The organism is Pseudoalteromonas sp. Cn5-37, from assembly GCF_021532495.1.
Lineage (GTDB): Bacteria > Pseudomonadota > Gammaproteobacteria > Enterobacterales > Alteromonadaceae > Pseudoalteromonas > Pseudoalteromonas simplex.
The window spans coordinates 1-11,362 of sequence record NZ_JAKGBA010000050.1; the positions used below are offsets into that span (position 1 = coordinate 1).

General features: G+C 38.4%; 11 protein-coding genes. 8 read left to right on the plus strand and 3 right to left on the minus strand.

Annotated elements, in window-relative coordinates; translation table 11 throughout:
* Nucleotides 1–446: 446 nt before the first annotated feature.
* The 3 genes from L1266_RS21220 to L1266_RS21230 form a co-directional block, all read right to left on the minus strand.
* Nucleotides 447–854: a MerC family mercury resistance protein gene (locus L1266_RS21220; RefSeq protein WP_235374293.1), complete on the minus strand. Its 408-nt coding sequence runs from the start codon at nt 852–854 to the stop codon at nt 447–449.
* 102 nt (nt 855–956) lie between these two features.
* Complete coding sequence (locus tag L1266_RS21225) at nt 957–1,334, minus strand: MerR family transcriptional regulator (RefSeq protein WP_004588890.1); 378 nt, start codon at nt 1,332–1,334, stop codon at nt 957–959.
* A gap of 42 nt (nt 1,335–1,376) precedes the next feature.
* Complete coding sequence (locus L1266_RS21230; protein WP_004588889.1) at nt 1,377–1,766, minus strand: Cd(II)/Pb(II)-responsive transcriptional regulator; 390 nt, start codon at nt 1,764–1,766, stop codon at nt 1,377–1,379.
* Between the two features lie 77 nt (nt 1,767–1,843).
* On the opposite strand from L1266_RS21230, the gene L1266_RS21235 reads away from it, so the two are divergent.
* The 8 genes from L1266_RS21235 to L1266_RS21270 all read left to right on the plus strand — a co-directional run.
* Nucleotides 1,844–2,458: a cation transporter gene (locus L1266_RS21235; RefSeq protein WP_004588888.1), complete on the plus strand. Its 615-nt coding sequence runs from the start codon at nt 1,844–1,846 to the stop codon at nt 2,456–2,458.
* 55 nt (nt 2,459–2,513) lie between these two features.
* Entirely contained in the window at nt 2,514–3,245 is a 732-nt protein-coding gene (locus L1266_RS21240; RefSeq protein WP_004588887.1) for a transglutaminase-like domain-containing protein, read from the plus strand.
* Nucleotides 3,232–4,134, plus strand: coding sequence for a cation diffusion facilitator family transporter (locus L1266_RS21245; RefSeq protein WP_004588886.1), 903 nt, complete (start codon nt 3,232–3,234; stop codon nt 4,132–4,134). The genes L1266_RS21240 and L1266_RS21245 overlap by 14 nt, the downstream gene beginning before the upstream one ends.
* A gap of 46 nt (nt 4,135–4,180) precedes the next feature.
* Nucleotides 4,181–4,540: a hypothetical protein gene (locus tag L1266_RS21250; protein ID WP_230237179.1), complete on the plus strand. Its 360-nt coding sequence runs from the start codon at nt 4,181–4,183 to the stop codon at nt 4,538–4,540.
* 83 nt (nt 4,541–4,623) lie between these two features.
* Nucleotides 4,624–5,841, plus strand: a complete 1,218-nt coding sequence (locus tag L1266_RS21255) for a TolC family protein (RefSeq protein ID WP_008468875.1) — start codon at nt 4,624–4,626, stop codon at nt 5,839–5,841.
* A gap of 64 nt (nt 5,842–5,905) precedes the next feature.
* Complete coding sequence (locus L1266_RS21260; RefSeq protein WP_235378307.1) at nt 5,906–7,162, plus strand: efflux RND transporter periplasmic adaptor subunit; 1,257 nt, start codon at nt 5,906–5,908, stop codon at nt 7,160–7,162.
* Nucleotides 7,163–7,173: 11 nt separating this feature from the next.
* A complete protein-coding gene (locus L1266_RS21265) occupies nt 7,174–10,374 on the plus strand; it encodes an efflux RND transporter permease subunit (RefSeq protein ID WP_055022222.1) in 3,201 nt (1,066 codons plus the stop codon).
* A gap of 345 nt (nt 10,375–10,719) precedes the next feature.
* On the plus strand, nt 10,720–11,362 hold a 643-nt coding region (locus L1266_RS21270), incomplete at its 3' end, for a transposase (protein ID WP_235378308.1).

The following is an 11,362-nucleotide window of genomic DNA, read 5'->3' on the forward strand; positions in this document are numbered from 1 at the left end:
TCGCTGCTTTATAAGTTGCTGGGTACCAATTAGGTGCCTTCGTGAAGGCTTGAGCCGTATGCAGTGAAAGTTGCACGTACGGTTCTTAGGAGGGCGACACTTGGTAACAGGTGTCGTCTATCCGACAAAACCAATTTGCAAAATATGCAATTTGCTAACTCGAAAAGGGGCAGAAATGAGTTTGGCAACATCGCCTCTGTTAGATTCCAATCAGCACAGAAAGTACTACCTCTATAAGAACTATGCTTTAGTTCAGTTCACCCTTACAACCGCAGATATTAACCATTAAAGGAGATGTTACACTTTTAAGTATGCATAACATTAAAGTATGAAACTCGACAATAAATACTAAAACCATGACAATAAAGTTCGAAACTTTTCGATGCTATTTGTCTCAGTCTGCCTTTTGTTCTAACAAGCTTTTGCCCCAAAACGTGTTAACGTAATTACTCTATAGGTCGGCTTTGAGCGAAAAGCAGACATTGACCGTTAATCGTTTCAACGACGGCAATTAGCCATACGTTGCATGTTTGCTCCCTTACTGGTTTTACGATATCCAAAACCGACATAACGACCATTAAGCAAATACCAAAGTAAAATAGGTATGTGCTCCAATCATATAGCCAAAGAGGATAAAGCGTTAATAGCACTGCTACAGGCCCTAGAATGCTGAAGACAGCTCTGGTATGGTTTTTATTTTTGTGCCAGTTGTATAAGTTTACCAATAGTTCCAAAGATGCAAAAATAGGTAAAAGCGTATTTACAGCTATTCCTTCGAAGTGAGAGAAGAAGCCTAGTCCTAATGCCGATGCAAGTGACCTTAATGCAGGGAGGCAGGCCGTGCCGCTAGCCAAACGCCACTAGAGCCTACTCTGTCTAATATTTTATTTATCATTTGAAAGTCTATTGGTTGATATTACCATCATTCTAAACTCCGTATACAAGTACGGAGTCAATCATTTTAATGAGTCAATTATGGGGCAATGTGTTGGATCTTCGTTTTGCATACAGGTATTTGTCATACCCACAATTACTTTCTCTAAACGTTGAAGGTCATTAATTTTATCTCGAATGATTGCTAACTTTTGTCGGTTTAATAGCTCAACTTGAGCGCAGTTGCTGTCCATAGACATTAGCGATTTTATTTCTCTTAACGTAAAGCCGAGCGCTTTGGCTTTTGTGATAAACCTAAGTTGTCCTGCTATTGATTCGTCATATTGTCTATAACCAGATATTGGTTTTTCAGGTTGTGTAATCAGTCCTTCTCGTTCATAAAAACGAATGGTTTCTACATTTAAATTTAATGATTGTGCTAATTTGCCAATGGTTTTCATTATTGCCTTTGTGAATACTACTAATCTAAAGTTATATTTAGTTCAACTATCTAATGACTTGATAATGCCACAGACTTCAATTGTACCGTCAGACCCGCAAGAGCTTGCCATTAGTTTTAACTCTTTTTTGAGTGCATTCAATTCCTTCATTCGTTGATTAACTAAAGTTAGTTGCCGATCAATTAATGCATTTACACTAGAGCAACTCTCCTCTGGCTTGTTTTTTAATTCAATGAGTCGCTTAATATCATTAAGCGGAATATCTAAACTTCGACAATGCTTTACGAACTCTAGCTCTTTAAATGCCTTATTAGAATACAACCTGAAATTCCCTTCAGTGCGATCAGGATCTGACAGCAAGCCCTCCTTTTCATAATATCGGATGGTTTGTACTGAATACCCCGATGTTTTCGATAACTCACCAATTTTCATAAAATTTCCAAATAAACTTGACCCTATAGTCACTATAGGATTTATAGTTAGAGCATACAAGTTAATCGGAGATGAAAATGAGCGATTGTGGGTGTGAAGTTGAGCTAAAAGATAACCAGCAAAAAACGGTGCTTTATTGGCTTCTGGCTATCAATGCCTCGATGTTTGTTTTTGAAATTGGCTTTGGTTGGTTATCAGAATCAACGGCTTTAATTGCAGATTCGTTAGACATGCTAGCGGATGCAATCGTCTATGCAATTGCACTATACGCGGTGGGAAAGTCAATCCAACATAAGGCTAATGCTGCTTTAGTGAGTGGCTATTTCCAACTGGGGTTAGGCGTGCTAATTCTAATGGATATTGCTAGAAGGCTGTATGGTGAAAGTGAGCCTCACTCTTGGTTTATGATTGGCGTAGGCATGGTTGCTTTAGTTGCAAATGTGATTTGTCTCATCCTTATTCGAAAGCACAACAACGATGAAGTACATATGAGAGCTAGCTGGATATTTTCAGCGAATGATGTAATTGCAAATCTTGGTGTCGTTATCGCAGGCATACTCGTTATGGTGCTGAAACAGCGTTGGCCTGATATCGTCATTGGTAGCATCATTTCAATGTTAATTCTTCGAGGCGCTTACCGAATACTAAGCGATGCTAAACAAGAATTAGCTGTTGCTGAGAAAACACGTTAAACACCAAATGAAGATAAACAATCAACCTTTGGTTGTTCAAAGTAAGGAAACATCAATGAATAGCAAATATCTAGAAAAAACCAAGATAGTAAATTTTGAACACTCTACAATTCAATCATTAATTTCTGAGCGTAATTGGCAAGAACTCGATGACTTCAACAAAATTGGTGCAGCCTACCAATTTGTTAAAGATGAAATATTATTTGGTTACAATGAGAGTGATGATATTTCAGCAAGCAGTGTTTTAGCCGATGGTTACGGACAATGCAATACCAAGGGTAACTTGCTGATGGCTTTGTTACGAGGATTAGGTATTCAATGTCGTTTTCACGGCTTTACTATTGAGCAGCGATTACAAAAAGGAGCTATTCCAACTTATGTATTTTGGTTAGCACCTAAATATATCATTCATAGTTGGATTGAAGTTTATTTCAAGGATCGTTGGATAAACTTAGAAGGCTTTATATTAGATGAACAATATTTAAGTTCACTACAGCACAAATTTAGTCAAATAAAAAACGAATTTTGTGGTTATGGTGTTGCAACAAAGTGTTTCTCTTCGCCAGATACAGATTGGCGTGGTCAAGATACCTATATACAAAAAGAAGGTATTCATGATGATTTTGGTGTTTATAATTCCCCTGATGAGTTTTATCTCGAAAAAGGAACTAACTTATCAGGAATCAAACGTTGGATGTATCAACGAGTGATCCGTCACTTTATCAATTTTAACGTAGTCAATGTAAGAAATTTAAAAGTTCTTGAGGTGGAAAATGCACAATCATAGCCATAGCCATTCGCATGGAAAAGACGACCGTATAGGTTGGACATTTTTCCTTAATGTTTCATTTACTATTATCGAATTTATTGGTGGTTGGCTAACCAACAGTACCGCTATTATGGCTGATGCTGTACATGACCTGGGTGACAGTTTATCTATAGGATTCGCTTGGATACTGAGTCGTTTCTCGGATAAAGAAGCATCCGATAGATTTAGCTATGGCTATCGTCGTCTTACCCTGTTTGGCGCATTAATTAACAGTATTGTATTAGTTATTGGTTCTGTCTGGGTGCTATTTGAAGCAATACCAAGATTATCTAATCCTGAAATGCCAATGGCTGAAGGAATGTTGGGTCTTGCATTACTTGGGGTTGCTGTTAATGGGTATGCAGTATTTAAACTAAAAGCGGGTAAAACGCTGAACGAAAAAGTACTTACGTGGCATTTGCTTGAAGACGTACTTGGCTGGGTTGCAGTCCTAATTGTTTCTATCGTGCTGCTTTTTGTAGATCTACCAATATTAGATCCTTTGCTTTCTATAGGCTTTACACTGTTTATATTGTTTAACGTTTTGAAAAACCTGAAAACAACATTGGCACTATTTCTTCAAGCTACACCTGATGAAGAAGTGCAGAATAATATTGAAAAAGCGATAAAGGCTATACCTGAAATTAATGGGATTCATCATATGCACTTTTGGTCATTAGACGGGGAAAGTCACGTATTAACTGCTCACCTAGAGTTAGCCCATAACTTTGAGGTTGATAAATTAATTAGGCTAAAACAACAAGTGGCTAAGGAACTTTCTTCTTATAATTTATCTCATACAACCATTGAGTTTGAGTTTCCTCAAGAAACTTGCCGTGACGAGCATGAAAAACATGCGCATGGCTAGTTTAGAAAACCTTTTTTTGATATTATAATTTTTCATATTTAAGTAGGTGTTTATTTTGAAATTCAATGTTGCGTTAAAAATACTATTAGTCGTTTCGATTGTTTTGCAATCGTTAACTGCTGTTGTATCCGCAACACCTGAGAATCACCAAATAGATATAGAGCACCTTCAAATTCAACATGATCATGCAGATGATCGAAATGTCTCAAATGATAATGTAGGTGATGAGCAGCATAATGAAAAAGATTGTCATCACTGCGGACATTGCAGTGGCAGCCACTTATCTTGGATTTTAGTCAGTAATTCAAATACCACGGGCAAACTAAACATTATCAATAAAACGCCTTATCAAATTGATCAAACAAGTACCTTTCATGAAGCGATACTTCGTCCGCCTATTTCTTAATTAGATTAATTTTTAATGACCTATTTATCCTTTAATAATGGATAAAGGTTTCGTGTTTATTAATTTTAAAATTAAGAATTTTTATGTATATATATTTAAAAAATGCAGGTTTAGTCCTGTCTTTATGTATGGCTGTGAGTTTTTCAGTTGCCACTTATGCCAAACAGAAAAGTATTTCATGGCTAGATAGTCAAATAAATAAAGATCCCGAAGTTGTTGCGGCTAAAGAGTTACTTAATGCAAGTAATCATAGAGCCAAGAGCTTAACTAAAGCCGTATATAACCCAGAGCTTGAAGCAAGCTATGAAAAAGAGGGTGATTTTGATAATTATTCTATTGGTATCAGTCAAACGATTGATTTTTGGGATAAGCAATCAGCAAATAAAAGCATTGGTGAAATTGGTGTTTATGCAAACCAGCAACAATTGTTATCTCTACTCGATTCTAAAAAGGCTAACGCTTTAACTGCAATAGTTAATTGGCAAGCAGCAAAAAAGGTGGCTCAGTTACTTTCAGTAAGAGAAAATCAATTACAAACGCTCGTTGGAATTATTGAAGATAAGCGAAAAGCAGGACTTTTAGAGCCACTTGACGCTGAACTGGTTTATTTAAACTTGTCCCAAGTTTTCAGTGAAATATCTGAGTCGCAAATTGCTTTGAAAAATGCAGAGGTAAATGTTCAGGAGTTATTGCCTGATTGGACGCCTAATACTACCAATTTGTTTTCATTTACTTTTGGAGCAACAAACTATTCATTTAACTCTCAGTGGGTTGAGGAACATCCAAAAGTTAAACTCGCTAGAGCGCAATGGAAGATAAAACAATCTAAAGCTCAACTAACCACTATGGAATCTAAAGCCAATCCAACCATTGGAGTTAACGCAGGGAAAAGTGGAGATGAAGACTTGATTGGCGTGACTTTCTCAATGCCTTTAAATATCAGAAATAACTATTCAGATACTGTTAAAGCCGCTTATTCAGAAGCAATTGCAGCAGAGGCTAACTTTCGGTCGGTTTATCGAAAGCAGTCATTTGAAGCAAAAGCTAATTATGAATCGCTTATTGTCAGTAAAAAATATTATGAGCAATGGCAAAAACTGACAAAAGGCAGATTAGATAGCAGCGAAAACTTATTAAATAAGCGCTGGGAAGCTGGTGACATTAATACTTCTGACTACTTACTTGCATTAAATCAACGTGCGGAAGGGCTTCATGCAGGAATACGTTTGGAAAATCAATTCAAGCTTGCAGAAATATCCTTCATTTTAAGTATGGGTCAGTTATCCAAATTTGAGATTTGAGCGCTTTGTTTTTTCAGTAGCGAAAAACGAAATCTTAAATTTATTAAAAATATAGGTTACAAAAATGAATACAGTAATTAGTAAAAAATTTTTAGCCGTAGTAATTAGCTGCCTGTTAGTTGGGTTTACTACAAATCATGATGCTTTTGCACAGTCGTCAGATGGAACTGGTTCTGTCACAAACGTTTCGAAACAAGAAGAAAAAGAACATCAAGATGAGCATGAACACGAAAAGGGACATGAAGAAGATAAAGGTGACCATGACGAGCACGGCCATGAAGGTGGTAATAAAGAGGGAGAAGAAGGACATGAAGAAGGTATCACTATTGATCCAAAGAAGATGTCGCTTGCTAACATTAAAGTGGAAAGTGTTAAGCCTGAATATCAATTTAGCACCGTATATGCACCAGGCGAAATAAAAGCTAATGGCTATAAAAGTTATGTGGTATCGCCACGTACAGAGTCAGTCATTATTAGTCGCCATGCAGCGCTTGGAGAGCATGTAGAAATAGGTCAGAAGTTAGTTACATTATTTAGTGAAGCAATGGCACAAGCACAGGCTGACTATTTAATCGCTTCAACCGAATGGCAACGTGTGAAAAAGCTGGGTAACAAGACGGTGAGTGAAAGTAGATTATTACAAGCAGAGACTACATACAATGCGAGTTACGGGAAGCTTATTGCTTTAGGGTTAACTGAAAAAGCAATAGATGGCATTTCTAACAAAGACATAAAAGCGTTTGGGCAATATACATTAATTGCTCAGCGTGAAGGGGTTGTACTTCAAGACGATTTTATCCAAGGGCAACGTGTTGATGCTGGTGATTCAGTAATGTTGTTAGCAGATGAAAAACAACTATGGGTTGAAGCAAAAGTTTCTCCAAATAAAAAGCTAAATTTATCAATTGATTCTCCTGCGGTACTTAAATTAGAAGGCCAGAGTTACAATGCCAAAGTTATCCAAGAAGCCCATACAATTGACCCTATTACTCGTACTCGAATTATTAGGTTAGGAGTAGATAATTCGAATGATAATCTTCATTCAGGCATGTTTGTAAAAGTTTACTTTCAGTTTGCCACAAAGCAGAAAGTGATGGCTGTGCCAGAAGAAGCATTGATCCGCAGCGCAGATGGTGATTGGACAGTATTTGTCGAAGACCACCCTGGAGAATTTAAAGCTGTAGAAATAGAACTAGGCCGAGCCTTAGGTGGTTTTAGAGAAATCATTGGCCTTGATAGTGGAACGCGAATTGTAACTAAAGGCGCATTTTTTGTTGCGTCTGAAATCGCTAAAGGCGGATTTGATCCGCACAACCACTAGGGAGCAAGACTATGTTTAATAAAATAATAGATTGGTCTGTTAATAATAGACTCCTGATTTTGATTGCGCTGTTTGCCACTATGGTTGGTGCAGTTATGGTGATCCCAAAATTAAATTTGGATGCCTTTCCTGATGTTACTAATGTTCAAGTTGCTGTAAATACTGAAGCGCCAGGACTGGCTGCTGAAGAAGTTGAACAACTCATTACGTACCCCATTGAAGCGGTAATGTATGCCCTACCTGATGTAGAACAAGTGCGCTCAATTTCTAAAACAGGCTTGTCTGGCGTTACGGTTGTTTTCAAAGAAGGCACCGACATTTACTTTGCAAGACAACTCGTATTTGAGCGTCTTCAAGCCGCAAAAGAACTGATACCAGAAGGTGTTGGGACACCCGAAATGGGACCAAACACCTCTGGGCTGGGCCAAGTATTTCAGTATCTTCTTATTTCAGATAAAGGTGCAGGTTATGATGCTATGGCGCTTCGAAGCCTTAACGATTGGATTGTTAAGTTACTCGTTATGCCTGTCGATGGAGTCACTGATGTATTATCTTTTGGTGGTAATGTTAGGCAATACCAAGTCAATGTCGATCCATCTAAGCTCTTAGCATATGAACTAACGCAAGAAGACGTTGTTGGTGCCCTAGATAACAACAATGCGAATGTTGGCGGATGGTACATGAACCGTGGGCAAGAGCAGCTTGTGATTAGAGGCACAGGCTGGTTTGAGAGTGGTGAGGCTGGCATCAGTAATATCAAACAAGTTCCCGTTAAAACAGTAGATGGTACGGTTGTTACGGTTTCAGATATTGCTAAAGTTGAAATGGGCAGTGAAATTCGTCAAGGTGCTGTCACCATGACGCGCAAAACCGAAGACGGTAAAGTCGAAAATTTAGGCGAAGTTGTCTCTGGCATTGTCTTAAAACGCATGGGTTCAAATACTAAAGCCACCATTGATGGTATCAATGCAAGAATTCCATTAATTAATCAAGCATTGCCAAAAGGTGTTCGCTTTGAGCCTTTTTATGATCAGGCTGATTTGATTGAAAAAGCGGTAAATACAGTGGTTGATGCACTATTACTAGCATTTATTTTCATCTGTATTGTATTAGCACTATTTTTAATGAATTTACGTGCAACCTTCTTGGTATTAATATCTATTCCAATTTCAATTGGTATCGCGTTAATGATCATGGCTTGGTGGGGCATTTCTGCAAACCTTATGTCACTGGGTGGCATAGCGGTCGCTATTGGTATGCTTGTAGATGGCTCAGTGGTTATGGTTGAAAATATGTTTAAACATTTAAATAGACCTGACGCGACACATTCGAAATCGGTAAAGGAACGTGTTCCAACTTCTGACGCAGATCCGCACGATGTAGAACACGATGAGCACGGCATTAAATTACGTCTGCAAAATGCAGGTAAAGAAGTGGCTCGTCCCGTCTTTTTTGCTGCCTCGATTATTTTAGTCGTATTTGCGCCATTGTTCAGCTTTGAAGGGGTTGAAGCAAAGTTATTCCAACCTATGGCAATAAGCATCATCTTAGCCGTTGTATCTGCGATTGTGGTTGCGTTGTTTATCGTACCTGCACTGGCAACTTATTTATTTAAGTCAGGTGTAAAAGAGAGGGAAAGCTTTGTTCTTAGGCCATTAGACAAACTCTACAGAAAAGGGCTTACATTCGCACTAAAACGCACCAAGTTAGTCATTTCAGCCGCACTTATATTAGTTTTCTCTGCCTTTGCATTAGTTCCATTAATTGGTACTGAATTTGTACCTGAGTTAGAAGAAGGGACGATAAACTTAAGAGCAACGCTGGCACCTTCTTCCAGTTTAGATACCGCGCTCACTGTGGCACCAATTCTAGAAGAAAAACTAATGGCTTTTCCTGAAGTAACCTATGCATTAAGCCGAATTGGTCGAGCCGAAATAGGTGGAGATCCAGAGCCTGTGAATAACATAGAAATTTACATAGGGTTGAAGCCTGTTTCTGAGTGGACCAGTGCATCTAATCGATATGAACTTCAAGGGAAAATGGAGAGATCTTTAGAGGAGTTTCCTGGCTTACTACTAAACTTTTCTCAACCTATTGCGACTCGTGTTGATGAGTTACTATCTGGCGTAAAAGCTCAGTTGGCGATAAAGTTATTTGGCCCTGAGTTAGACGTTTTAGCAGCTAAAGGACAAGAGATCGAAGCGGCTATAAAGAGTGTTGATGGTGCAAGAGATGTTGCTCTTGAGCAAATTGCAGGTGAAGCGCAACTTGTCGTAAAACCTAATAGGCAAGAGCTATCGCGCTTTGGACTTTCAGTTGTTGATATAATGGAAGTTGTGCGAGATGGTATTGGAGGGGTTGAAGCTGGACAAATCATCAAAGGCAATGAACGTTATGATATTTACGTGCGTATTGAAGAAGAGTACCGACAAAATAAGGAAGCTATTTCAGATATTCGAATTCAGTCACCAACAGGCGCCTGGGTACGCTTAGGTGATGTTGCAACTGTTTCATTTGAATCAGGTCCTCCTCAAGTAAGGCGCGATGATGTTCAAAGGCGTGTCGTTATTCAAGCAAACGTTCAGAATAGAGATATGGGTAGTGTAGTAGCCGACATCAGAAAAGTTATTGCTGAGAAAGTTGACCTACCTTCAGGTTACTCGGTAGCAATAGGTGGCCAATTCGAAAGCCAGCAGCGTGCTCAAAGCAGACTAGCTATCGTTGTACCTCTATCTTTAGCGCTAATTGCATTGTTACTTTACTTTGCTTTTGGCTCTGTTGGTCAAGCTATGCTGATATTGGTCAACGTGCCGCTTGCTGTAATTGGCGGAGTTTTCTCCTTATATTTATCTGGACAATACTTGTCTGTACCAAGCTCCGTTGGCTTTATTACCTTATTTGGTGTAGCGGTATTGAATGGGGTCGTTATGGTAGAAAGTATCAACCAACGTATTAAAGACGGTCTAGAAGCATCTAAAGCCGTTTTTGAAGGCGCTACTTCAAGATTAAGACCTGTACTTATGACTGCTATAACATCAGCTTTAGGTTTGATACCGATGTTAATGTCTAATGGTGTTGGTGCAGAAATACAGCGCCCATTAGCGAGTGTTATTGTTGGCGGCTTGGTAACTGCAACACTGTTAACATTATTTGTTTTACCTGTTTTATATCGCTGGTTTTCAGAGAAAAAAATAAAAGAGCTATCCAGATAAAATTACTGTGAACTCTAACCCCACGCTAAAGTCACGTTTAGCGTGGGGTTATTGAGTAGATGAACGAAAAGAAAGATTAGATTTAACAATAAACTAATAGTCATGACTGCTTTGTCGGAATATTTGTCGTTAAACAGGCCAAAGCTAACTTCCGCTTTCGTATCTTTGCAGTCTTAATCTCTATGTGTCTCAAGGTCGGATTATGGCACAGACTGTGTGAAAACTCTGATCACCTTTTGGTCTAAGTATGTTCTGCTTATGATCTATTAATCTATACATTTAGTTCACTTAATATACTGATATTTATATAATAAGACTATTGATTCAGTTGAGGGTTGAGGCAGTATGTCAAAGTTTATAAGCGGTGAAAGTCGTGACCAATCAACGTTATTTCCAGAATCGTTGGAAGACTACGTCAGTGAAGATAATACGGTCAGAGTGATTGATGTTTTCATTGAGGAACTAAATCTAGCTGAATTGGAGTTTAAAGGGTTAACTTTAAAGTCCACAGGCCGCCCTAAGTATCATCCAGCCACATTATTAAAACTGTATCTTTATGGTTACCTCAACCGTATTCAATCATCCCGCCGATTAGAAACCGAATGCCAACGCAATATTGAACTGATGTGGCTACTTGGTAAGTTGGCACCCGACTTTAAAACGATTGCTGATTTTAGAAAAGACAACGGAGATGGTATAAAAAATGTGTGCAAAACGTTTGTTGAAGTCTGCCGTCGTCTGAATATGTTTGAGAAACCAGTTGTTGCCATCGATGGTAGTAAGTTTAAAGCTAGCAACAACAAAGGCAATAATTTTACGCCAAGCAAAGTTAAATTCCACATCGACCGAGTCGAAAAGAATATTGAACGTTACCTTGAATTACTTGATGAAGCCGATAAAGAGCAAGCTAACGTCACAAAAATTAAAGCCACAAAAGATAGGCTAGCTGACTTTCGCAGCCAGTTAAAAAAACTACACGAGATTAAAG

Coding starts and splice junctions, on each gene's coding strand:
- L1266_RS21225 (WP_004588890.1), bottom strand. CDS start 1,334: ATGAAAACCATTGGCAAATTAGCACAATCATTAAATTTAAATGTAGAA.
- L1266_RS21230 (WP_004588889.1), bottom strand. CDS start 1,766: ATGAAAATTGGTGAGTTATCGAAAACATCGGGGTATTCAGTACAAACC.
- L1266_RS21235 (WP_004588888.1), top strand. CDS start 1,844: ATGAGCGATTGTGGGTGTGAAGTTGAGCTAAAAGATAACCAGCAAAAA.
- L1266_RS21240 (WP_004588887.1), top strand. CDS start 2,514: ATGAATAGCAAATATCTAGAAAAAACCAAGATAGTAAATTTTGAACAC.
- L1266_RS21245 (WP_004588886.1), top strand. CDS start 3,232: ATGCACAATCATAGCCATAGCCATTCGCATGGAAAAGACGACCGTATA.
- L1266_RS21255 (WP_008468875.1), top strand. CDS start 4,624: ATGTATATATATTTAAAAAATGCAGGTTTAGTCCTGTCTTTATGTATG.
- L1266_RS21260 (WP_235378307.1), top strand. CDS start 5,906: ATGAATACAGTAATTAGTAAAAAATTTTTAGCCGTAGTAATTAGCTGC.
- L1266_RS21265 (WP_055022222.1), top strand. CDS start 7,174: ATGTTTAATAAAATAATAGATTGGTCTGTTAATAATAGACTCCTGATT.